The organism is Microbacterium sp. NPDC077391 (assembly GCF_040686955.1).
In the GTDB taxonomy this organism is placed as follows: domain Bacteria; phylum Actinomycetota; class Actinomycetes; order Actinomycetales; family Microbacteriaceae; genus Microbacterium; species Microbacterium commune.
Genome location: NZ_JBFBMI010000001.1, coordinates 652,701 through 675,234 on the forward strand (window position 1 = coordinate 652,701; position 22,534 = coordinate 675,234).

General features: G+C 65.0%; 26 protein-coding genes. 13 read left to right on the forward strand and 13 right to left on the reverse strand.

Going from position 1 to position 22,534, the window contains the following annotated elements:
* The first annotated feature begins 41 nt into the window (after positions 1–41).
* Together AB0O65_RS02935 and AB0O65_RS02940 are read left to right on the forward strand one after the other, a co-directional pair.
* On the forward strand, positions 42–215 hold the full coding sequence (locus AB0O65_RS02935; protein WP_363382943.1) for a hypothetical protein: 174 nt from the start codon (positions 42–44) through the stop codon (positions 213–215).
* A 153-nt stretch (positions 216–368) separates the two neighbouring features.
* Complete coding sequence (locus tag AB0O65_RS02940) at positions 369–590, forward strand: sigma factor-like helix-turn-helix DNA-binding protein (protein WP_363382945.1); 222 nt, start codon at positions 369–371, stop codon at positions 588–590.
* An 80-nt stretch (positions 591–670) separates the two neighbouring features.
* On the opposite strand, the gene istB is transcribed toward AB0O65_RS02940, so the two are convergent.
* Positions 671–1,465 carry an IS21-like element helper ATPase IstB gene (gene istB, locus AB0O65_RS02945; protein WP_071644253.1) on the reverse strand — a complete coding sequence of 265 codons (795 nt, stop codon included), beginning with the start codon at positions 1,463–1,465 and terminating at the stop codon, positions 671–673.
* Entirely contained in the window at positions 1,465–2,670 is a 1,206-nt protein-coding gene (gene istA / locus AB0O65_RS02950) for an IS21 family transposase (RefSeq protein ID WP_071644251.1), read from the reverse strand. The genes istB and istA overlap by 1 nt, the downstream gene beginning before the upstream one ends.
* 247 nt (positions 2,671–2,917) lie before the next feature.
* Here istA and trxB point away from each other — a divergent pair, with 247 nt between their 5' ends.
* The 5 genes from trxB to AB0O65_RS02975 are packed head-to-tail and all read left to right on the forward strand — an operon-like array spanning position 2,918 to position 6,731.
* A complete protein-coding gene (gene trxB / locus AB0O65_RS02955; protein ID WP_363382949.1) occupies positions 2,918–3,895 on the forward strand; it encodes a thioredoxin-disulfide reductase in 978 nt (325 codons plus the stop codon).
* Positions 3,892–4,218: a thioredoxin gene (trxA, locus tag AB0O65_RS02960; RefSeq protein WP_363382951.1), complete on the forward strand. Its 327-nt coding sequence runs from the start codon at positions 3,892–3,894 to the stop codon at positions 4,216–4,218. The genes trxB and trxA overlap by 4 nt, the downstream gene beginning before the upstream one ends.
* Positions 4,215–5,309, forward strand: coding sequence for an ACR3 family arsenite efflux transporter (gene arsB, locus AB0O65_RS02965; protein WP_025104930.1), 1,095 nt, complete (start codon positions 4,215–4,217; stop codon positions 5,307–5,309). Before trxA ends, arsB begins: the two co-directional genes overlap by 4 nt.
* Positions 5,306–6,298 (forward strand): metalloregulator ArsR/SmtB family transcription factor, encoded by a 993-nt coding sequence (locus tag AB0O65_RS02970; protein WP_313477551.1) that lies wholly within the window; start codon positions 5,306–5,308, stop codon positions 6,296–6,298. The genes arsB and AB0O65_RS02970 overlap by 4 nt, the downstream gene beginning before the upstream one ends.
* A 25-nt stretch (positions 6,299–6,323) precedes the next feature.
* Positions 6,324–6,731 (forward strand): arsenate reductase ArsC, encoded by a 408-nt coding sequence (locus tag AB0O65_RS02975; protein ID WP_313478083.1) that lies wholly within the window; start codon positions 6,324–6,326, stop codon positions 6,729–6,731.
* Between the two features lie 106 nt (positions 6,732–6,837).
* On the opposite strand, the gene AB0O65_RS02980 is transcribed toward AB0O65_RS02975, so the two are convergent.
* Positions 6,838–8,355, reverse strand: a complete 1,518-nt coding sequence (locus AB0O65_RS02980; protein ID WP_363382956.1) for a SulP family inorganic anion transporter — start codon at positions 8,353–8,355, stop codon at positions 6,838–6,840.
* 176 nt (positions 8,356–8,531) lie between these two features.
* Between AB0O65_RS02980 and AB0O65_RS02985 the strand changes: the two genes are divergently transcribed.
* Positions 8,532–8,900, forward strand: a complete 369-nt coding sequence (locus AB0O65_RS02985; RefSeq protein ID WP_313477554.1) for a MerR family transcriptional regulator — start codon at positions 8,532–8,534, stop codon at positions 8,898–8,900.
* A gap of 1,244 nt (positions 8,901–10,144) precedes the next feature.
* On the opposite strand, the gene AB0O65_RS02990 is transcribed toward AB0O65_RS02985, so the two are convergent.
* The 9 genes from AB0O65_RS02990 to AB0O65_RS03030 form a co-directional block, all read right to left on the reverse strand.
* Complete coding sequence (locus AB0O65_RS02990; RefSeq protein ID WP_363382959.1) at positions 10,145–10,741, reverse strand: DUF305 domain-containing protein; 597 nt, start codon at positions 10,739–10,741, stop codon at positions 10,145–10,147.
* Positions 10,742–10,798: 57 nt separating this feature from the next.
* Entirely contained in the window at positions 10,799–11,200 is a 402-nt protein-coding gene (locus tag AB0O65_RS02995; protein WP_053548210.1) for a four-helix bundle copper-binding protein, read from the reverse strand.
* Positions 11,201–11,317: 117 nt separating this feature from the next.
* A complete protein-coding gene (locus AB0O65_RS03000; protein ID WP_236967381.1) occupies positions 11,318–11,509 on the reverse strand; it encodes a hypothetical protein in 192 nt (63 codons plus the stop codon).
* A gap of 223 nt (positions 11,510–11,732) precedes the next feature.
* Positions 11,733–12,572 carry a F510_1955 family glycosylhydrolase gene (locus AB0O65_RS03005; protein ID WP_053548208.1) on the reverse strand — a complete coding sequence of 280 codons (840 nt, stop codon included), beginning with the start codon at positions 12,570–12,572 and terminating at the stop codon, positions 11,733–11,735.
* A gap of 143 nt (positions 12,573–12,715) precedes the next feature.
* Positions 12,716–13,324 carry a DUF305 domain-containing protein gene (locus tag AB0O65_RS03010; protein WP_363382961.1) on the reverse strand — a complete coding sequence of 203 codons (609 nt, stop codon included), beginning with the start codon at positions 13,322–13,324 and terminating at the stop codon, positions 12,716–12,718.
* Between the two features lie 91 nt (positions 13,325–13,415).
* Complete coding sequence (locus AB0O65_RS03015) at positions 13,416–13,865, reverse strand: DUF6153 family protein (RefSeq protein ID WP_363382963.1); 450 nt, start codon at positions 13,863–13,865, stop codon at positions 13,416–13,418.
* A gap of 77 nt (positions 13,866–13,942) precedes the next feature.
* The gene (locus AB0O65_RS03020) at positions 13,943–16,072 is read right to left on the reverse strand and encodes a heavy metal translocating P-type ATPase (protein ID WP_053548205.1); all 2,130 of its coding nucleotides are present in this window, start codon (positions 16,070–16,072) and stop codon (positions 13,943–13,945) included.
* A gap of 56 nt (positions 16,073–16,128) precedes the next feature.
* Entirely contained in the window at positions 16,129–16,452 is a 324-nt protein-coding gene (locus AB0O65_RS03025) for a cation transporter (protein WP_155048972.1), read from the reverse strand.
* Between the two features lie 32 nt (positions 16,453–16,484).
* Positions 16,485–16,766, reverse strand: a complete 282-nt coding sequence (locus AB0O65_RS03030) for a metal-sensitive transcriptional regulator (protein ID WP_053548254.1) — start codon at positions 16,764–16,766, stop codon at positions 16,485–16,487.
* 217 nt (positions 16,767–16,983) lie between these two features.
* Here AB0O65_RS03030 and AB0O65_RS03035 point away from each other — a divergent pair, with 217 nt between their 5' ends.
* The 4 genes from AB0O65_RS03035 to AB0O65_RS03050 are packed head-to-tail and all read left to right on the forward strand — an operon-like array spanning position 16,984 to position 20,388.
* A complete protein-coding gene (locus AB0O65_RS03035) occupies positions 16,984–17,343 on the forward strand; it encodes a metalloregulator ArsR/SmtB family transcription factor (protein ID WP_053548253.1) in 360 nt (119 codons plus the stop codon).
* Positions 17,340–19,244 carry a cation-translocating P-type ATPase gene (locus AB0O65_RS03040; RefSeq protein WP_363382966.1) on the forward strand — a complete coding sequence of 635 codons (1,905 nt, stop codon included), beginning with the start codon at positions 17,340–17,342 and terminating at the stop codon, positions 19,242–19,244. The genes AB0O65_RS03035 and AB0O65_RS03040 overlap by 4 nt, the downstream gene beginning before the upstream one ends.
* Positions 19,241–19,792 carry a signal peptidase II gene (locus AB0O65_RS03045; protein WP_363382968.1) on the forward strand — a complete coding sequence of 184 codons (552 nt, stop codon included), beginning with the start codon at positions 19,241–19,243 and terminating at the stop codon, positions 19,790–19,792. Before AB0O65_RS03040 ends, AB0O65_RS03045 begins: the two co-directional genes overlap by 4 nt.
* Positions 19,789–20,388 (forward strand): cadmium resistance transporter, encoded by a 600-nt coding sequence (locus AB0O65_RS03050; protein WP_188700527.1) that lies wholly within the window; start codon positions 19,789–19,791, stop codon positions 20,386–20,388. Before AB0O65_RS03045 ends, AB0O65_RS03050 begins: the two co-directional genes overlap by 4 nt.
* 88 nt (positions 20,389–20,476) lie before the next feature.
* Here the strand turns inward: AB0O65_RS03050 and AB0O65_RS03055 are convergent, their stop codons facing one another.
* Positions 20,477–21,538 (reverse strand): YeiH family protein, encoded by a 1,062-nt coding sequence (locus AB0O65_RS03055; RefSeq protein ID WP_196383414.1) that lies wholly within the window; start codon positions 21,536–21,538, stop codon positions 20,477–20,479.
* 87 nt (positions 21,539–21,625) lie between these two features.
* Between AB0O65_RS03055 and AB0O65_RS03060 the strand changes: the two genes are divergently transcribed.
* Entirely contained in the window at positions 21,626–22,531 is a 906-nt protein-coding gene (locus tag AB0O65_RS03060) for a LysR family transcriptional regulator (RefSeq protein WP_016996892.1), read from the forward strand.
* The last annotated feature ends 3 nt before the right edge of the window (positions 22,532–22,534 follow it).

The window sequence follows — 22,534 nt, forward strand, 5'->3', positions numbered from 1 at the left end:
GTGCGTCTGCCGTACACGATCGTCTACGGCGGAGCCGCCTCGTGATCGCCGAAAAAGTCGGCGCATCGTTCCGCTACCCACGACGCACTATCCATGGGTCGATCGGGCGTATGGGTACCCCGATCATCGCCATCGTCTGCGCCCTCGGAGTCATTGTTCCACTGGCGCTCGGCTTCCTGCCCAGCCAGCGCAAGCGGCGCGCAACTCGCCGCTGATTCGCACAGCCGCGTTGGTTGGCTCAGGGCCGCTGGCGACCGCGGTCGTGACGCTTACCACTTCGCGGTACCGGCTCATCATCAGAACCGCTGTCTGTACCCCACGCCACCGCGGCGGATTCTGTTGCAGAAGCTCAGATCCGCGCCCGTGCCGTGAGAGCAGCCGTCGTCGCGCTCGACGCGAAATCGCGGGAACTCATGATGCTTGTTCACTGGGACGGATTTAGCCTCGCGGAGGCAGCACGCCTCCTCTCCATGAACGAATCCACAGCGCGGACGCGCCACGGTCGCGCGCTACGGCGGCTTGAGAAAGAGTTGGGCGAGTACTCGCCAAGCCGGAGGCTGAACCGAACCGTTCCCCAGGGCGCACGTTAGGCCGGTGGCTTGGTACCTTGTCGGCGGCGCTCGAAAACTGAACGGTTTCGGCGTTCGAATTGTGAACGGTTGCTGGCAGTTTAGTCAGCTGGGTCGGTGATGTCGGTGCGGGTGCTGGGGAGGCTGTCGATGCCGCGGCCTCGGAGCCGGTAGCTGGCGCCTTTGAGGGTGATTACCTCGGCGTGGTGAACGATGCGGTCGATCATCGCGGCGGCGACGACTTGGTCGCCGAACACTGTGCCCCAGCCGGAGAACGGCAGGTTCGAGGTGAGCACGAGCGAGGCGTGCTCGTAGCGGGATGACACGAGCTGGAAGAACAGGTTCGCGGAGTCCTGCTCGAACGGGAGGTAGCCGACCTCGTCGACGATGATCAGCCCGTAACGGCGCAGCCGGGCCAGTTCCTGCGGCAGGCGGCCTTGCCGGTGGGCGTCGGACAGGCGGGTGACCCATTCGGTGGCGGTGGCGAACAGAACCCGCTGGCCTTGATGGGCGGCGATGACGCCCAACGCGGTGGCCAAATGCGTCTTCCCGGTGCCGGGAGGCCCGAGAAGAACCACGTTGCGGGCCTCGAGGAGGAACGCCCCTGAGGCCAGGCTCGCGACCTGCTGTCGGACGGCGGACTGCTGGTCCCAGTCGAAGTCCTCGATGGTCTTGACCGCGGGAAACCCGGCCGCGCGGATCCGCAGGCGGGCGCCGGAAGCGTTGCGGGCGCTCACTTCGCGTTCGAGCACCGCGGCGAGGTAATCCTCAAAAGACCAGCCCGCGGCCCTCGCCTGCTCCGCGAGCCGGCCTGCGGCTTCGAGGATGCGCGGCGCCTTCAGTGAGCCGGCAAGATAGGTGAGCTGCTTGACCGTCTCGGTCTGGGTGGTCGCCATCAGAACCCGCCTCCGATGCCGAAGGCTCGGTCATAGTCGGCAAGATCACGGACGAGATCATCACCCGCGGCGACCGAGCGCGGGGCGCGGAACTGCTCTCGCAGCACCTTCGCGGTCTCTAAGTGAGCCGGGTCGGTGATCGTCATCCCGCGCGCCCAAACCCGCGTGTGCTCGGCGACCAGGCGGCCATCGGCCCTGACCCTGACCCGGTCCAGATCAGCTGCGACATCGACCAGCCGGCCCACCGCGCGGGGGTCGACGGAGTAGTCGTTCGTGTCGACGCGGACGTAGTAGTCCCGCCCCAACCGGACCCTGTTCCGCCAGCCCAGGTGCAACGGGACCGGCGGCAGCGGCAGCATCGCAGCCCGGTCCGCGTTGATGCGCTGCTCCGGCGACGCCTTCAAGGTGCGGACCGTGCGCGCGTTGGCGATCTGCAACCAGTCGGTGAACTGCTCGTTGAAGTCTCCCGGAGAGGCGAACGAGCGGCCCGGCATGAACGAGGTCTCGAACCAGCCATTGCGCCGCTCGACGATCCCCTTGGACTCCGGATCCCGGGGAGGCAACAGCACCAGCTTCGCCGCCAACGTTCCCATGAACGACGCAACACCTTCCGCCCGCCGTGGTCCGCGCCCGATCCCGGGCTCGTTGTCCCAGATGAACCTCCGCGGGACTGCGCCGATCTGCTGCAACAGCTCCCAGGACCCCAGCAGCAGATCCTCCGTCTTGCGGGTCGGGATCATCCGCCCGACGGTGAACCTGGAGTGCGCGGGCGTGATCACCAGCACCGGCAACAGCTTCACTGTCCCGTCCTCGAGCGGGATCTTCCTCGGCGGGAACCAGAGATCACACTGCGCCGCATCGCCCGGTTCCCAGATCAACCGGTCCGCGGGATCGATGCGCCGCTGCTCGGGCCGCAACCGTTTCACGTTGTCCCGGAACCAGCGGATCGAGCCCGTCCAGCCCACCCGCTCGGCCAGCACCGTCGCCGGCATCTCGGGCGTCTCCCGCAGCAGTTCCTTCACCCGCGCTTCGAACGGCGTGAACGACGTCACCGCCGCCGTCCGCTCATACTTCGGCGGGGAATCCGACGCCAACGCGGCATACACCGTCGTCCGCGAGATCCCCAACCTCGTCGCGATCTGCGCCTTCGCCACACCCTCCCCGGCAAGCCGGCGAATCAGTGCCCAGTCCTCCAAAGTGATCACACTCCAATCGTCGAGTGTTCACTTTTCAAGCGCCGCAACTGTCCAGTTTTCGAGCGCCGCCGACAGTCGACCGGAACGCGGATCCGGCGGACGTTTCTGGCAGGAGATTCCGGACGGTGTCGGCGACCGATCGATGCGGGTACCTGTGATGCGCGGGTACCTGTCGGGACGATTGCTGGCATGACATCTTGGTGAACAATCGAGTCTCGGCTTGCACTTCTATATTGAGCTACCTCAATATAGAAGTGTGTCGATACAAGAGGTTGAGCTGGTCATCATCGGTTCCGGTCCTGCGGGGTACACCGCGGCCGTCTACGCAGCCCGCGCCGGGCTGGAGCCCGTCGTCCTTGCCGGTTCGGTCACTGCTGGCGGCGCCCTAATGACCACGACCGAAGTCGAGAACTTCCCCGGCTTCATCGACGGCGTCCAGGGGCCCGAGCTCATGGAATCGATGCGCATGCAGGCCGAACGCTTCGGTGCCCGCATCTTCCTCGACGACGCCGTCCGCGTCGACCTTGAGAGTTCCGTCAAGACGATCGAGACGGGCTCTGGTGAGACATTCCTCGCGCGCGCAGTGATTCTGACGATGGGCTCCGCCTACCGCAAGCTCGGCATCCCCGACGAGGAACGCCTCACCGGCCGCGGCGTCTCCTGGTGCGCCACCTGCGACGGGTTCTTTTTCCGCGGGCAGGAGATCGTCGTGGTCGGCGGCGGCGACTCCGCGATGGAGGAGGCACTGTTCCTGACCCGGTTCGCGTCGAAAGTCACCGTGGTGCACCGTCGCGGTGAGTTCCGAGCCTCGAAGATCATGGCGCAGCGGGTGCTTGACCACCCCAAGATCGAAGTCGCATGGAACAGTGAAGTCGCGGGTCTCGTCGGTGCCGAGAAGGTGGAGGCGGTCACACTGCGCGATACTGTCACTGGTGTCGAGCGGGAGCTTCAGGCCATGGGAGTCTTCGTGGCGATCGGTCATGACCCGCGGTCCGAGATCGTCAGCGGAGCCGTCGACACGGATGCCGACGGCTACGTGCTCGTCGAGCACCCCTCCACCCGCACGAACTTCGCGGGTGTCTTCGCCGCCGGGGATCTCGTCGACCACACCTACCGTCAGGCGATCACCGCAGCAGGCGCCGGATGCGCCGCAGCACAGGACGCTCAGCACTTCCTCACTGCGCGTAGCGAGGCCGCACCAGTATCGACCGAGACCGAGGAGGTCTTCGCGTGAGCGCGCCCATCACCGTCACCGTTGCCACTTTTCAGGCCGAGGTCCTCGAATCGGAGATACCCGTGGTCGTCGATATCTGGGCCAGTTGGTGCGGGCCCTGCAAGCAGGTCGCGCCCATCCTGGACCAGCTGGCGACCGAGTACGACGGCCGGGTGAAGATCGTCAAGCTCGACGCCGACCAGAACCCCGAGGTCGTGACCGCAGTCGGCGTCACCTCCATCCCCACACTCGGCTTCTATATGGGAGGCGAACGGGTCGACATGCTCATCGGTGCTCACCCGAAGGCCGGCATCGCAGAGAAGATGGAGGCGCTCCTCGCATGAGCATCGCAACCGTACCCACTACCGCCCCTGCCGCACGTCGCCTGTCGACCCTCGACCGGTGGCTACCACTCTGGATCGGTCTCGCCATGGTCAGCGGCATCCTCATCGGCCGCTTCATCCCCGGAGTCGCCGACCTCCTGGCCAGCCTCGAGGTCGGCGGGATCTCGATCCCGATCGCCCTCGGACTACTGGTGATGATGTATCCGGTGCTCGCAAAGGTCCGTTATGACAAGATCGCGGCGGTCACCGGCGACAAGAGACTGCTCATCTCCTCGCTCGTGCTGAACTGGCTGATCGGCCCCGCGCTGATGTTCGCCCTGGCCTGGATGTTCCTGCCCGATCTGCCCGAGTACCGGACGGGTCTCATCATCGTCGGGCTCGCCCGATGCATCGCGATGGTCGTCATCTGGAACGATCTCGCCTGCGGTGACCGGGAAGCGGCGGCCGTGCTCGTCGCGATCAATTCGGTGTTCCAGGTCGTGGCCTTCTCCCTGCTCGGTTGGTTCTACCTCAGCGTCCTGCCCGGATGGCTGGGACTGGACACGCAAGGGCTGGACTTCTCCGTCGGGGCGATCGCCCTCAACGTGCTCATCTTCCTCGGCGTTCCGCTGCTCGCAGGATTCGCATCCCGGTTCATCGGTGAACGTCGCAAGGGTCGTGACTGGTACGAGGGGAAGTTCCTTCCGAAGATCGGACCGTGGGCACTCTACGGGCTGCTGTTCACGATCGTGCTGCTGTTCGCCCTGCAAGGCGAACAGGTCACCTCCCGCCCGCTCGACGTGGCGCGGATCGCACTGCCGCTGCTGGTGTACTTCGCCCTGATGTGGTTCATCGGGCTCTTCACCGGCAAAGCGCTCGGCCTCGGCTACGCACGTTCGTCGACCCTGGCATTCACCGCGGCCGGCAACAACTTCGAGCTCGCAATCGCTGTCGCCATCGGCACGTTCGGCGCAGCCTCCGGTCAAGCCCTGGCAGGCGTCGTCGGCCCGCTGATCGAGGTACCCGTGCTCGTCAGCCTCGTCTACGTCTCGCTCTGGGCGGCGAGGCGCTGGTTCCACACCGATCCATACGAGGTAAGGACGCCATCATGAACGTCACCCTGACTGCAGACGACACATGCAGCCCAGCCAGCACGCATGCGATCGGGCAGGATGCCGCGTCGTCAGTTGCGTCCACGCTCAAGGCGCTCTCGGACCCTCTGCGCCTGCGCATGCTCTCTGCGATCGCCTCCGACCCGCGCGGCGAGTCCTGCGTCTGCGATCTCGCCGCGCTCGCCGAAGTGTCGCAGCCGACGGTGTCGCACCACCTCAAGGTCCTCAAGGACGTTGATGTGCTGACATCCGAGCGCCGCGGCACCTGGGTCTGGTACAAGATCAACCCGAACCGCCGCCGCGCCGTCACCACGCTGCTCGACTCATTCGCACCGGCCACGGTCGATCTCCCTGAACCCGATGGAGCATCCGAAGCCCAGCTCCGCACGGACTTCGATGCGCGGATCACGCGCCTCGCGGAAGAGCTGGCGACTGAGACTCCCGAACTCGATCATGCCGCTGTGCTCACTGTGGTGAGGGAGTCGTATACAGCCCTCGCCCGCACCGCCCGCGTGACGTCGGCACTGGTCCCGCTTACTGAGCGGTTCGCTAGGCAGCGATTGAGCGACCTCGTCCGCGACCGCGACACGGCACTCCCGCAGGTGCTGTTCGTGTGCGTCGCCAATGCCGGCCGCTCGCAGCTCGCCGCCGCACTCGTCAACCAACTTGCAGGCGGCAAAATCGTCGCGCGCTCAGCCGGATCCAGCCCAGCGGATGTGATCCACCCGCACGTGCGATCCCTGCTCGCCGAGATCGAGGGAGACGCGGCCGCCGAGCGATTCCCGAAGCCGCTGACTGACGACGCCGTCAGGGCCGCGGATGTCGTCATCACGATGGGTTGCGGTGATGTCTGCCCGATTATCCCCGGCGTCCGCTACGACGACTGGGCCGTCGGCGACCCCGCCCTCGCGTCGCGCGAAGGCGTTGAAGCCATCCGCGATGACATCACCGCCCGCGTGCGCACCCTCGTCGACGATCTCCTCAACTGACCGCTACCCACTCCCTGGAGTCACCATGACTGATACCACTGCAAAGCCGTCCGTCCTATTCGTGTGCGTCCACAACGCAGGTCGGTCTCAGATGGCGGCGGGTTTTCTCCGCGACATCGCCGGCGACCGCATCGAGGTGCGCTCGGCAGGATCTATGCCGGCCGACCAGATCAACCCCGTCGCGGTCGACGCGATGGCCGAGCTGGGCATCGACATCACCGCCGAACAGCCCAAGGTGCTCACCACCGAAGCGGTGCAGGCCTCCGATGTCGTCATCACGATGGGCTGCGGCGACGCCTGCCCATTCTTCCCCGGAAAGCGCTACGAAGACTGGAAGCTCGACGACCCGGCAGGGCAAGGCATCGACTCGGTGCGCCCCATTCGCGACGACATCCGTGGCCGGATCGAACAGCTGGTGAGCGACCTGATCTGACCATAGGAGCGAAGGGGACCCCTCTACATCTTGCCCCACGGGTTTGATGGACCGACGCCCGGCCCCACGGTTCGCTCTATCACTTCCAGAGTTGAGTTGATGTGGGTCAGTGACCGTTGCCGAGGTTCCCAGTCAGGCGATCGTGGAATGCTGCCGCGGTGTCATTGAGGCCCTCGATGGTGACGCTCTTGCCATGGCGCTCGTACTTGGTAACGATGGCGTCGAGGGCGGCGACGGTGGACGCATCCCAGACGTGCGATCGGCTCATATCGATTACGACGGTGTCGGGGTCGTCCGCGTACTCGAATTGGGTCGTGAGGTCATTGCTGGAGGCAAAGAACAGTTCTCCATTGACTGCGTAGCGCGCTGTCGAGGCGTCATCGTCAATAGTGCGGGTGACGCTGACGAAGTGGGCAACGCGGCGGGCGAACATGATCATCGCGGTGATCACGCCGAGGATGACGCCGACGGCGAGGTTGTGCGTCCACACGGTCGCGATCACGGTGATGAGCATCACCGCGGTCTCGCTCTTCGGCATCCGCTTGAGAGTGCCCCAGCGGATGCTGTGCCAGTCGAAGGTCGCGATCGAGACCAGGATCATGACGGCGACGAGCGCTGCCATGGGAATGATCGCCACCACGTCGCCGAGCGCGAGGACGAGGACCAGCAGGAAGACACCGGCGAGGAACGTCGAGATTCGGGTGCGTGCGCCGGAGGCTTTGACGTTGATCATGGTCTGGCCGATCATCGCGCAGCCACCCATGCCGCCGAACGCGCCGGAGAGTACGTTCGCGGCGCCCTGGCCGAGCGCTTCGCGGGTCTTGCGGGAGTGGGTGTCGGTGATGTCGTCGACGAGTTTTGCGGTCATCAGCGACTCGAGCAGGCCGACAACGGCCATGGCCAGCGCGAAGGGGGCGATGGTCTGCAGTGTCTCGAACGTGAGCGGCACGTTCGGGATGAACAGCTCGGGAAGGCTCTGCGGGAGCTCACCCTGGTCGCCGACGTTTGGGACGTTCCAGGCGAAGACGACCACGGCCGCTGTGAGCAGCACGATCGCGACGAGCGGCGCAGGGATGACCTTCGTGATGAGCGGCATGAGGTACATCACGAGCAGACCGACTGCGACGAGCGGGTAGACCAGCCAAGGGACGCCGATGAGCTGCGGGAATTGCGAGGTGAAGATGAGGATTGCCAGGGCGTTCACGAAGCCGACCATCACCGAGCGCGGGATGAATCGCATGAGCTTGGCGACACCGAGCAACGCGAGGACGATCTGGATGAGACCGCCGAGGAGCACCGTGGCGATGAAGTAGTCCATGCCATGCTCGCGGGCCACCGGTGCGATGACGAGTGCGATTGCTCCGGTGGCCGCGGTGATCATGGCAGGGCGTCCGCCGAGGAAGGCGATCGCGACGGCCATGATGAAGGATGAGAACAGGCCGACACGGGGGTCGACGCCGGCGATGATCGAGAACGCGATCGCCTCCGGGATCAGGGCGAGTGCGACGACGAGGCCGGCGAGGACTTCCCGGGTGAGCAGGCGCGGGCTGCGCAGCGCCTGCATGACGGTGGGTTCGATACGGTAGCGCGACGCGGAGTCGCTGGTGGGAGTGACGGCAGTCATGTGCCCTCCGGGTGTTGGGCTCTCTCCTGAGAGCGCGGGAAACGAATGGGAGCGCAGCGGCGCGCAGGCGTCGGTCAGGCCGACACGGGAAGATAAGGGAGCGGGCGCGAGAGCCGCGCCGATCTAGACTCTAACGTAACGTGAGTGTTGTGGGTAAATCAGCGGAAGACGAACACGTGACCGTCGAGACGATGCGGATCGGCGAGGTGGCCGAGCGTACGGCGCTCTCATTCCGATCGCTCCGACACTGGGACGACGTGGGGCTCGTGCAGCCGTCCGCACGCACGGAGGGCGGGTTCCGGCTGTACACGGAGAAAGACGTCGAACGCATCCTCATCATCCGCAGAATGAAACCGTTGGGATACACCCTCGACGAGATGCGCGAACTCCTCGGCGTCGTCGACGCCCTCACCATCGACCCGGACGACATCGCGCTGCGCGCCCGGATCGACGACATCCGTGACGGCGCCGACCAGCGTCGCCGGAAACTCACGGAGCAACTCGCCATGGCCGACGAGTTCGTGCAGTTGCTCGGACAACTCTAGAGCGACGGATTAGCCCCGCCGAGATCTCAAGATCGCAATCGACAGGCCTGCCGTAAACGATCGTTTCCGGTGAGGTCAGGTGTCGAGCGCTTCAACGGGTGCCACTAACGTTCGCCGGAAGCGTGTTTCGGCAGGCGCTTTCGGCAACTCCTGTCGCTCGCCGGGGAACGGAAGCAGTCGATGCCTATCCGTCGAACACCTCACCACTAGCAAATGCGGCATCCTCGGCTAAGAGTTCTACGAGGGGCGTTGGACACTTCGTAGAGATCACTCGTTCTGCTGACGGCATTGGCTGCGAGCGAAAATCGGCCCTCACGTCGTAGCAGGTATATACCTCGCTTGGCCCGTTGTAGGCATGGCCATCATCGGTCGGGATGGCCGGTCGTGGTCCTGAGGCGATGAACACCGACACGTGAGCGGAGGCTTCCGTCGACGAGATGTCGTAAAGGACGATTCCGCCCTGCTCGATCTCGAACTCAGCCGCTGAGCGGGCGTCGCCATCCCACCGTGCGCCCGGCAGAGTGTCGAGGTAAGCCGTCGGACCATCAACCGGGGGACTGTAGAGACGCTGGGATAAAGGATCTTCGAAGGATGCGACTTGTCGCCAGAGCACACCATCTATTGCGCTGGGATAACCATGGTATTCGACAGCGCATCCTGTGAATGTTGATGCCGCCACGATTGCGCAGAGGAGGATCGCGCCCGCTCTGCCGTTTCGCCTCATCTCCACTCTCTCACTCTCTCACTCCGAAGCTCGGGATCTGTCGGAGATGTGGTTCAAAGAGATTTGTGGAGAATTGCAGGTGCGAGGTTGGACCGGACACCGACCCATCGATGCGTGCCTTGAAGCAACACCGGCCGCCGACAGAAAAGCGCACCTGGTTGTATCACCCGTGGAGGTCAAGCGGGCACGTTAGCGGCGATAGCTCCTGGTGCGAGGCGCGAACGCCGCCGAAAACGATCGTTTCCGGTGCGGTCCAGAACTAAGGCTCGGAAGGCCTGCCACAAACGTTCGTCATAACCACCAAACGGCAAGGGTTTCCGGCTGATCTCGCGGAGACACACGCAGTCCGTTCGCGAACGGCGACGGCAGGTGTCGCGCAACCCATCGTTTCTGACTGATTCGGTTAGAGTCTCACGGCGAGCTGCCGCAGTGGCTCTCCGAAACTCATTCGGTGGTGGGGACTTTCAGCGGACCTCGGTGACTATCTCGTCGCAGACATCTGGGCCACGCCCGGGCGTCGCTACTCGTCGTCGGTGCATTCACGGTCGGCAACCCGGTCGAAGTCGGGAACGGGCCGGTTCTGCGCGTCCTCGGGTGTCGTGGCGAGTCCGTTGCGTTCAATATCGTCGATCAGCCAGTCCATTTCTAGGATCTCTCGCCGCTGAGCTTCGCTGATCCCGACGGCGAGCTCGCAGACCCGGATGTCCTGAATCTGCGCTCGTTCAGATCTGGTGATCGCAAGGGAGTGGTGGGGAATCATGGCCCGCATGTATGCGGTGTCGTCGACGGTGATCTGGCTACGGTCGAGCGCGACGCCGCCTCCGAGCAGGAGGACGCTGACGATGACGACGGCGATGTTCGCTTTGGTGTTCTTGTACATGTTCAGCATCCAGGCGAGCATGACGAGGCCCATGGCGCCGCCCATGGTGAGAGCCATGAATATGCGGCTCTCGCTGAAGCGGATGTGTCCCCATTCCCACACTCCGGCGAACATCGTCCAGTACATCACGACCATGCCGGTGAGGATCATCGCCGCGAAACGCAGGTACATCTTCAGCGAGCCGTGCTTCTTGTCCTTTGCTTGTCGTTCGCTTCCTTCATGGGCATCCTGTGACATGTGATTCACCTGTTCGTCTGGATTGGTTGCGCGTCGCGCGGTTGACGAGCGTCCGGTTCAGAGGGTTGCGAGGAGCGTGGCGCACGCGTCTTCGCATCGCCGGCAGGCCGCGGCACACACGGTGCAGTGTTCGTGCATGGTGTGCTTCTCGCACTCGTCGGCGCAGCTCGCGCACGCGGTGCGGCACGCTTCCAGGGCTGCCCGGGTGAGGTTGGTGTCGTAGCCGGTGTGTCGGGACAGAATGCGCGCGGTGGTGTCGCAGAGGTCGGCGCAGTCCAGGTTCGTGCGGATGCACTTCGTGAGCTCTGAGACCATCTCCTCGCTCAGGCACGCATCCGCGCATGCGGTGCACGATTGGGCGCAGTCCATGCAGGCCTCGATACAGTCTACGAGCGCCTTCTGGTCGACCTGTCCGAGGTCCTTCGGATAGGAGCGGAGCATTTCTGCCACGACAGTCATGATCGAATCCTCTCGTCGTCCTGGAACTCTCAAACTACGATCACGGTGTCGCCTGCGGCACCCCGTTGAATACCCCGGGAGGGCATGGTAACCCCAGCCGTGATGCGGCCTCAACGCTCAGGGCGCAGTGTCTCGCTGATCCGTTCCCCCAGGCGGGGGATCCCGCAGGATCAATGCCACGGCAGCCATGACGATGATCAGCGCGATGTCGTAGCTGGCGACTGTGTAGGTCCACCAGGCGGCATCGGTCGATTGCGTGTCGCTCAGCAAGTGCGCGAGTGCGAGGACCGGGCCCGTGGCCAGGAGCACGTACCCGAGGCGAACGAGGCGTCGATGCGTTCGCACAGGATCGAGCGGGTGGGTTCCGGCGCGGGTCATTGGAAGATCGCTCCGATCGTGAGGAAGCTGTCGGTGGCGAGGAGGGCGACGGCGATCGTCGCGGCTGTGATGAAGAACGTGAGATTCCGCAATGGGTTCTGGGGCTTGTTCATGAGAAGTCTTGGAGCGCGGGGCTTTGTCGGTATCCGCCCCCCTATTGGGCGGGGCTGAGGACGGTCGTGCCGTTTGTGGAGATCTCGACGATGCCACGGTCGTCAACGAGGATGATGCGCTCGTCGATGACGGAGAGGGCTTGCACGGCGCCGCGCAGCGATTCCAGCTGCTGCCAGGCACCGCTTTCGTCCTGTGACCACAGGACGCCGTCCGTACCAGCACCAAGAAGGGTGCCGTCCGTGCGCGCCTCCAGGGCGTACAGGACAGGGGCCGCATCGACGGGCGTGAAGGTGTTGCCGCCGTCGGTGCTGAGGAGGAGGCCTTCTTCGGCGGCGGCGTACACGCCGGATTCGGTGGCGGCGAGATCAGCGGCGCCGAGGGGTGCACGCTCTGTCCAGGTGCTTCCCTCGTCGGTGCTGGTGAGTAGGTTCACCTGACTGGAAGGGATGCCGTACAGGACGCCGTCGGGTCCTGCGGTCAGGACGTGGAAGTCGGTGGTCCCGTTGAGGGCGATCGGGGACCAGGAGTTCCCGTAGTCGTCGCTGCGGATGATGCCGAGGTTCGGGGCTCCCAGTTCAGGCGGGGTGTCTTCCCCGGGGTGTCCGGACGCGAACAGCGTGTCTTTCCAGGCGGTGAATCCCATGGCGTCGAAATCGTGTCCGCCGATCGGGCCGGAGATCTTCCCGCCGGGGTCGAGGGTGAAGATGCCGTTGTGCGTGGCGATGAGCAGGTCATCGCCACGTGGGTCTTCGGCGATGCCGTGGATGTGGTCGATGCGGGGTGCCGAGTCGGGGTTTCCGAGCGGTGTTGCGGTGCAGCCGGTGGCGATGACGGCGAGGGCGGTCACCGTGGCAGTGGCGAGAAGGAGTGAGCGTTTCATGAAGGCTTCCGATGGCGGCCGCGGGACGGCCTGACTTCGCGGCGCGCGCGGCAGGAGCGCACCGACATGTAATGGATGTCGAGGGCGTGGCAAAGAGGTGGCAGGTGAGGGCGGGCCGAACGTTTTCTCGGCCCGCCCGGGTCCTAGAGCTGTTCCAGCAGTTCCTGCATTGCGGCGATCTCTGCGGTCTGATCGTCGATCACCTGCTGTGCGAGGTCGAGGACGTCCGGGTTCTGCGCCTCGTCAAGGGCGGTCTGCGCCATGTCGACGGCACCTTCGTGGTGCACGATCATCTGTTCGAGGAACAGACGGCTGGCCTCGGCGGCATCTGCGTTCTCCAGCAGGGTCATGTCTTCTTCCGACATCATGCTGTCGTCACCGCCCATTGACCCATGGTCCATACCGCCCATGGAGTCAGGGGCGTAGTCCACGCCCCAGTCTTCGAGCCATCCAAGCATCTTGTCGATTTCGGGACCCTGCGCTGCTTTGATCTGTTCGGCGAGCTCGACCACGCGTGCGTCGACGCCGTCCTTGGCGAGCAGGATGTCGGACATCTCGATGGCCTGCTGGTGATGCGGGATCATCATCGTGACGAACATCTCATCCGCCTCAGTCGCCTGTGAGGCCGACGACGACTGCGACGGGGAGGTGGTCTCGCTGGACGGTGCGGTGCTGTTGTCCGCGCAGCCGCTGAGGGCCAGCGCGAGTGTCAGGATGCCGGTACTGACAGCGAGGGGGATCTTCTTGTTCATAATTGTTCCTTCGATAAGTCGTATGAGGGTTGCGCAAGTAACGGCGCCAGGGGGCGCCGCGAAACCGACCGCTCGGATCGGCGGCGACTACTCAGGTGCGACTTATCGAAAGGAACGTGAGCGAAGGAGCCCGCGGAAGGACACCGGTCGCATCCCACCTAACCGGGATCGTCACGCGGTGGAGGGGCAGGCCGCGACCGTGGACCAGCGTCGGAGGAAGCAGCAGCAGGAGACCAGCGAGCAGCGCGAGCACGCACGCCGCCAGCATGTCGTTGTGGCCCTGGCCGGTCCCGGTGCTTACGTGACAGGGCCCATCGCAGGCGGTGTCCGCGCTGTCGGGGCTGCCCATCACGTCAGTGACGTGTTCGTCGCCTGCTGAGGATGTTGAGTGGGTGAGCCCGGGTGAGCCGTGCCCTGCTGGTTCGGCGGTGAAGGTGTGCATGGCCAGCAGCCCGACGATGACCATGAGTGTGGCCGCACCGAGCATCAACAGCGCGCGCAGCGACAGCTGCGGGCGTGCGCTGCGAAACGCGACGTGCATGCGTGGATCCTCCATCCTGCTCAGGATGCTAACACCGCGGACTATGCGCCTCTTCGGGTGACCTGACTGATTCTCGGCTACGTGCCCGTCACCGCGTCCGGGCGCAGATCCAGGCGGCGCAGCAACTGTGCATTGAGGGCGACCACGATGGTCGACAGAGACATCAGCAGCGCACCCACCGACATGGGCAACACGAACCCGATGGGGGCGAGCACGCCGGCCGCGAGGGGGACGGAGAGCAGGTTGTAGCCGGCGGCCCACCAGAGGTTCTGCTTCATCTTCCGGTAGCTGGCCCGCGACAGCTCGATCACCGACAGCACCGACCGCGGGTCGTCGCTGGCGAGAATGACGCCCGCGGAGGCGATCGCGACATCCGTCCCGGCGCCGATGGCGATACCGACGTCGGCCTGCGCGAGTGCGGGGGCATCGTTGACACCGTCTCCGACCATCGCGACCTTGCGGCCTTCGCCCTGAAGCTCTTTCACCTTCGAGGCCTTGTCCTCCGGTCGGACCCCGGCGAAGTAGCGGTCGATGCTGAGTTCGCTCGCGACCGAGGCGGCAACCGCGTCGGCGTCACCGGTGATCATGACCACCTGCACGCCGCGCTCATGGAGGGCGTCGACGGCGTGACGCGACTCCGAGCGGATCTCATCCGCCAAACGCAGCGCTCCGGCGACCTGGCCGTCGACGAGCACGTGGAGGATGATCGCCCCCTCATCGCGCCATTCGTCGGCGACCGGCAGCTCGGAGGCATGCTCCTGCTCGAGCATGTACGGGCCACCGACCTGCACGATGCGTCGATCGACACGTGCACGCACCCCAACCGCCGGGGAAGATTCGAAGTCGGAGGAGGAATAGACCGTGAGAGTCTTCTCCTTCGCCGCGTTCACGATCGCGCGAGCGAGCGGGTGCTCGGAGTCTGCTTCCGCGGCCGCCGCCCACGCCAGCAACTGATCAGGGTCGGTTCCGGAGACGGGGTCGATCGCGGTCACAGCGGGAGTGCCCTTGGTGAGCGTGCCGGTCTTGTCGAACAGGACGGTATCGACGGTGCGCATGCTCTCCAGCGCGAGACGATCCTTGATCAGAACGCCTCCACGCGCGGCCCTCTCGGTCGCGATCGACACGACGAGCGGAATCGCCAGGCCCAGAGCGTGCGGGCAGGCGATTACCAGCACGGTGATCGTGCGGATCACTGCGGCGTCGGGCAGGCCGACGACCGTCCAGACGATCGCGGTGATGGCGGCAGCGCCGAGTGCGAACCAGAACAGCCACCCTGCCGCCTTGTCTGCGAGTCGCTGCGCTCGTGAGGATGAGTTCTGCGCCTCGGTCACCAGTTTCTGGATCCCGGCGAGAGCAGTGTCTTCACCGATTGCGGTGATCTCGACCCGGACCCCGGAATCGGTGGCGACGGTGCCGGCGATGACTTGGTCGCCGTCGCTGCGACGTACCGGGCGCGATTCGCCGGTGATCATCGACTCGTCCATGCTGGCCGAGCCCTGCACGATCCTCCCGTCCGCGGGCACCCGCCCACCCGGGCGCACCACCACGATGTCACCCACCTGCAGATCAGACGGGGCGACCGTCACGGTCGTATCTCCCTCGATCTTCTCCGCCTCGTCGGGCAGCAACGCAGCCAGGGAATCCAACGCTGAGGTCGTCTGTGCGAGCGAACGCATTTCTATCCAGTGACCGAGCAGCATGATCACGATTAGCAGCGCCAGCTCCCACCAGAAGTCCAGCTCGTGATGCAGCAGCCCGAGGCTCGCACCCCAGGATGCGAGGAACGCCACAGTGATCGCCAGGGCGATCAGCAGCATCATGCCGGGCTTACGGGCACGCAGCTCACTCACCGCGCCGGTGAGGAACGGGGCACCACCCCACACGTACATGACCGTCCCGAGAACCGGGGATACCCACCCGATCCACGCGGCCTCCGGCAGCGGGTACCCGAGCAGCATCGAGAACATCATCGAGAACCCGACAACAGGGACCGCGAGGATCAGCATGATCCAGAACAATCGCCGGAACTGGCCCACGTGATCGCCGTGGCCGGCGTGGCGGGCGTGGCCCTCGTGACCGCTGTGACCGGCGTGTTCTTGAGGAGCGCCGTGATCGTGGCTCATCGCCGCGTGGTCATGCTGCGCTGTCGGCGCACCGCCGTGATTCTCGTGTCCAGTGTGATGGGTGTGTTCGTCGTGCTGGCTCATCGGAAACCCTTGCTCGGATGCGCCCGGGGATGACCCGGGCGCGGACGGATAGTGGGTCAGGCGTGACCGGTCGCGAGGCTGTAGCCGGCCTCTTCGACCGCAGCCCTCACGGCAGCGGGATCGACAGGGGATGCGCTGTGGATCGTCACTCGGGACGGGCCGCCAGTGTTCAGGTCGACGGTGACGGACGCGACACCGTCCAGGGCGCTCAGTTCCTCACTGACGCTCGACACACAGTGTGAGCACGTCATCCCGGTGACCAGGACATCCTCCGAGACCGGGGTCGTGACAGGAGTGGATGCTTCGGTGTTCGATGGAGCGGCGCAGCACGCGCAACCAGCGTTCGCGTCCTTCAGTCCAAGTTCGATGCGGTCAGTCATGGTGAGTTCCTCCCAAGTAGTTTGACGAGTGGTTATGAACGGACCAGGCGAGCGATGGCATCGTTTGCTTCGCGGACCTTCTCCGCGGCAACCTCGCCACCCTCAGCGCTTGCCTGGGCGACGCAATGACTCAGATGGTCGCTGAGAAGCGACAACGCCACAGTTTCAAGCGCCTTCGTGGCCGCAGCGACCTGCGTCAGGATGTCGATGCAGTACTTGTCCTCATCGACCATCCGAGAGATACCCCGCACCTGACCCTCAACCCGACTCAATCGCTTACGCAGATCCGCCTTGTTGTCGGTGTAACCGTTCATGCTCACAAGATACCCCCTAGGGGTATCCAACTCAACGGGTGCCGGTCTATTCCCGAAAGGCAGCCTTGATACCCGGGTCGTCTTTGGCGCCGCCGGCCAGGCGTCGACGATGCCGGAAGTGATGCCCGCCCAGGCGAGCGTCTCGAACCGGTGGAAGCCGTTTGAGGATGCATGAAGACGGCGGTAAACTGTACATCGCACAATGTATAGTCATCGTATGCTGACTATTTCAGATCGACTTGACGTGATGAACCGGCTCGGGCGGGCGATGGCTGACCCTACTCGTTCGCGCATCCTGCTGACCCTTCTTGACGGACCGAGCTACCCGGCGGTGTTGTCTCGGGAGCTGGGGCTGTCTCGTTCCAACGTCTCGAATCACCTGACGTGTTTGCGCGGGTGCGGGATCGTGGTGGCTGAGCCCGAGGGGCGGCAGACTCGCTACGAGGTCGCAGACCCACACCTTGCCCGCGCCTTGACGGCGCTGGTTGACGTGACGCTCGCGGTCGATGAGAGTGTGCCGTGCATGGACCCGGACTGTGGGGTCGAAGGATGCGTGGCGGGGGAGTTGCGGGCGTGAGCTCGGTCACGGGTTCGCACGTCGAGCATGTCGACCTCGACGACGATGATGACGATGACCGGCCGTGGTACCGGAGCCCGGGCGTTCTGATCCCGATTTTCTCCGGCGTGGTGTTCGGCGCCGGCCTGGTGTGCGAGTGGACCGGCGCAGAGGCCGCGGGCCTGGTGCTGTTCTGGGTGGCTCTGTTGTTGGGTGCGTCGACTTTCGTTCCGGGTGCGCTGCGCAAGCTGTTCGCGAAGCGAAAGCTCGGGATCGGACTGTTGATGACGATCAGCGCTACCGGTGCAGTCATCCTCGGCTACGTCGAGGAAGCCGCCGCGTTGGCGTTCCTGTACTCCATCGCGGAAGCGCTGGAGGACAGGGCCATGGACCGTGCACGCGCGGGCTTGCGGGCGTTGTTGAAGCTCGTACCCGAAACCGCACTCGTCAAGAGAGGCGACGCGACGTCCGAAGTGGAGGCGAAGGATCTGCGCGTGGGAGACGTGCTCGTGGTGCGCCCGGGTGAACGGGTAGCCACAGACGGCATTGTGCGGACTGGGCGGAGCAGCCTGGATACCTCAGCGATCACGGGCGAGTCGATCCCGGTCGACGTCGATCCCGGCAACGAAGTCTCTGCCGGGTCGATCAACACCACAGGCGTTCTCGAAATCGAGGCGACCGCTGCTGGCACCGACAACTCGCTGACGACGATCGTCGAGCTGGTCGAGCAGGCGCAAGCTGAGAAGGGCGACCGGGCGCGACTGGCTGACCGGATCGCCCGTCCTCTCGTTCCCGGAGTGATGATCCTCGCGGTTCTGGTCGGTGTGCTCGGTTCGCTCCTGACTGGCGATCCTGAGCTGTGGATCACCCGCGCCTTGGTCGTGCTGGTCGCCGCGTCCCCGTGCGCCCTGGCGATCGCTGTTCCGCTCACCGTCGTAGCCGCGATCGGTGCAGCATCGAAGTTTGGTGTGGTGGTGAAGTCCGGGGCCGCGTTCGAGAGGTTTGGTGGGATCCGCCATCTCGCTGTCGACAAGACCGGCACCCTGACCCGCAATGAGCCCACCGTGGCCCGCGTCGTCACCGTCGCGGGGACGACCGAGGACGATGTGCTCGCGTGGGCGGCGAGCTTGGAGGGTCACAGTACGCACCCCCTGGCTGCTGCGATCACCACCGCCGTTTCCGAGGCCCGAACCGCGGAGGCCGTCAGTGAGACTGCCGGACACGGCATCTCTGGCACGCTCGACGGTGCCCGTATCGCGGTGGGTAGCCCGCGCTGGCTGGACGCCGGTTCGCTGGACGGCGAGGTGCAGGCAATGGAATCCGAGGGGATGACTGTGGTTATCGTGCACCGCAACGACCAGCCTGTTGGCGCGGTAGGAGTGCGTGATGAGCTGCGCCCTGAAGTTTCCGATGTCATCGCAACCCTCACCCGACGTGGAATCGCGGTGACAATGCTCACCGGCGACAACGCTCGCACCGCCGCAGCTCTGGCCGCACAGGCCGGGATCAGCGATGTGCGCGCCGAGCTACGCCCCGAGGATAAAGCTGCCGCTGTCGCAGCACTGTCGAAGTCGCAACCCACGGCCATGATCGGGGACGGCATCAACGACGCCCCCGCGCTGGCTTCCGCGGACTTGGGAATCGCGATGGGAGCGAAGGGCGCGGATGCCGCGATCGAGTCGGCCGATGTTGCGTTCACTGGACATGACCTGCGCCTTATCCCGCAGGCACTGGAACACGCACGCCGTGGCCGCAACATCATCAATCAGAACGTTGTGCTGTCCATCGCGATCATCGCGGTGCTGTTGCCCTTGGCGATTACCGGATACCTAGGTCTGGCAGCCGTCGTCCTTGTTCACGAGGTCGCAGAGGTTGTCGTTATCCTCAACGGGCTCCGAGCGGCGCGACGGAGAAAGGCATGACCCGGCCCGATGACGGAATCACTCTCGGCAGAGCCACTCGTCGGGACGCGACGAGTTCGCCCGACCGAGCGTCCGCGCGAAGCCGATTGCTGCGGTTCCTACTCGCAGTAGGTGTCGCAGCGGTCGCCGTCTGGGTCGACCAAGGCACGAAGGTACTCGCCCTTGCACGGCTCAGCGAGGCCGACCGAGTCCCCATCCTCGGAGACTGGCTCGGGCTGCAGCTCGCGTTCAACCCTGGCACCGTGATGTCTCTCGGCGCCGACGCGACCTGGCTCCTGACCGTCTTGGCCGCTGCCGCATCCATCGCGCTGCTCATCGCCGCGACGCGCGCCCGAACGGCTGGGTGGGCGATCGCGATCGGACTCCTGTGGGGAGGCGCGGTTGGCAACCTGCTGGACCGCTTGCTCGCTCCGCCCGGATTCGGTCGCGGTCACGTCACCGACTTCCTGGCCTACGGCAACCTCTTCATCGGCAACCTTGCCGACGTCATCCTCGGCGTCGGCGTGGGACTTGGCTTGTTGCTCTATCTCCGGAAAGCGAACACATGATTCTCTCTGTCCTCCAAGCGATCGGTCTGTTCCTAGCCACGAACATCGACGACATCATCGTGTTGTCCCTATTCTTCGCCCGCGGCGCGGGGCAACGCGGCACGACAACTCGAATCCTGGCGGGTCAGTACCTGGGATTCGTCGGCATTCTCGGCGCTGCCGTACTCGTTTCCCTCGGCGCCGGAGCCTTCCTTCCGCCCGAGGTCATTCCATACTTCGGCCTCATCCCGCTGGCGTTAGGACTATGGGCAGCTTGGCAAGCATGGCGCCGCCGGCACGACGATGATGACGATGAGGCGAAGATCGAAGGCAAGAAGGTTGCTGTCTGGGCCGTAGCTGGGGTCACCTTCGCTAACGGCGGTGACAACATCGGCGTCTACGTCCCCGTTTTCCTCAACGTCGGACCCGCGGCGGTGGTCGCATACTGCGTCGTGTTCCTCGCGCTCGTTGCTGTGCTCGTCATCGTGGCCAAGTTCATCGCCACGCGACGTCCGGTCGCCGAGATCTTGGAACGTTGGGAACACGTCCTGTTCCCTCTCGTCCTCATCGGGCTCGGTGTATTCATCCTGATCAGCGGAGGAGCATTCGGGCTCTGAGACCGCGCAACGCCGTCAAACAGGCTGACTGCCCCCTGCCGTAAACGATCGTTTGCGGCGCGTAGTGACGCCCTGGTGCCAGCCATGTTCAGCCGGCGAGGGTGACTCCGCAATAGGCGATGGTGGCGACGAGGAGGGTGGAGAGCGCGGCCAGGGCGAAGGGCTTGAGGCCCACCTTGATGAGGTTCCGAATCTTGACGCCGCAGCCGAGTCCGAACATCGCTGCAGCCAGCAACCCTGTCTGCAGCAGCCCGCCGGTCGTCAGCACGAAGTCCGGCAGAGGGATAAAGGAACGCAGGAGCACCATGGCGATGAACCCGATGATGAACAGCGGGACGATGGGCGGCAGCTTCGAACTCGACCTCTGTTGACTGGGTTCGCCTGCCGTACGGCTGAGACGGCGCTGCCGGATGCTAAGGATGGCCACGACAGGGGCGAGCAGCAGCACTCGGGCGAGTTTGACGATGACCGCGACCGTGAGCGCTCCGCCACCGATGATGCCTCCAGCGGCGACGACTTGCGCGATTTCATGGATGGAACCCCCTGCCCACATCCCGGCCGTCTCGGAGCCCAGGCCAAGCAGGTCCGTGATCAGTGGGACGAGGGGAATCATCAGCGTTCCGAAGATCACCACGAGGGCGACCGCGGTGATGGTGTCTTCCTCGGCCTCGTCGTCCGGATCGGTGACCCCTGCCGCGCCCGCCACGGCTGCCGCGCCGCAGATGGAGAATCCGCAGGCGATTAGCAGCGAGAGCCCGGATGGAACCCGTAGCAGCTTCCCCAGGAGAACGGTGCCGAACAGTCCGCCGGCGACAATGCACACGATGACGACCAGCATCGGGGCTCCGAGTTCGAGGATGTCTGTCAGTACCAGTTGGAGTCCGAGGAAGACGATGCCGGCGCGCAGGAGCTTTTTCGCGGAGAAGTCTATGCCGTCGGAGGCTGCCGCTGGCAGCCGGACGACGTTGGCCAGGAGTACGCCAAGCACGATCGCGATAATGAGCGGGCTGACTCCCGGCAGCAGCAGGCTGACCCCGTACGATGCTCCGGCCGCGGCGAGGCAGAGGACAAGCCCGGGCAGCAGCGCGCGGACTCGGGCAAGCAGCGTGTGTTCCGGTCGGGCGGTCGCAACGTCCTGGGCATGGGTCATGCATCCATCATTTCCTCGGACCGCTCGTGCGAGTAGAGGCAGATACCGTCCGCCATACAAGTTATGCTTGTGCTTGGGAGGCGGAAGATGCGCAACGGGCCGGACTTGGAGGCACTGCGAGCCTTGGCGCTCGTCGTGAAGGAAAGCAGCATGTCGGCGGCAAGCACGCAGTTGGGCGTGAGTCAGCAGGCGGTGTCTCTGCGCATCCGGAAACTGGAAAAAGATTTGCGCGTGCGACTCCTGGTGCGTTCTGCACGGGGTTCGCGATTGACTCCGGCGGGCGAGCTGATTGTCGGCTGGGGAACAACGCTGCTGACGGCGGCCGATGAGTTCTCGGATGCTGTCGATTCGCTCCGCACGGATCGCGGGAAGATGATGCGCATCGCCGCGAGCCTCACGATCGCAGAACACCTACTACCGGAATGGATCGCCCGGTGGCGCATCTCTCACGGCGATGACGGCCCGGTCGTTCAGCTCACAGCCGCCAACAGCAGCACGGTCGTCGAGGCCATACGCGAGGGAACCGCAGACCTCGGGCTCATCGAGACCCCTGTCGTTCCCGCCGGCCTCCGGTCAGTCACTGTTGCTTACGACACCATCGAAGTCGTTGTGCAGCACGGTCACCGGTGGGCGAAGACCCGCCAGGTGTCCGTTCGTGAACTGGCGGCCACTGGGTTGGTGCTCCGCGAGACCGGCAGCGGCACCCGACGAGCGCTCGAGAACGCCCTCGCCGTGGCGGGCTTTCCCCTCGCAGCCGAGCCCGCAGCCGTGCTGACGACCACGCTCGGCGTTCGCAGCGCGATTATGGCCGGCATCGCCCCCGGCGCGCTGAGCTCCCTCGCAGTGTCCGAGGACACCCGTGCCGGCCGACTCGTCCGAGTTCGGATCAACAATCTCCAGATCACCCGCCCGCTCACCGCCATCTGGGCGGGGACGGCTCCGCCGCCTCATGTACGGGACTTCCTGGATGTCATCGCCCGAACTGACCGGTAACGA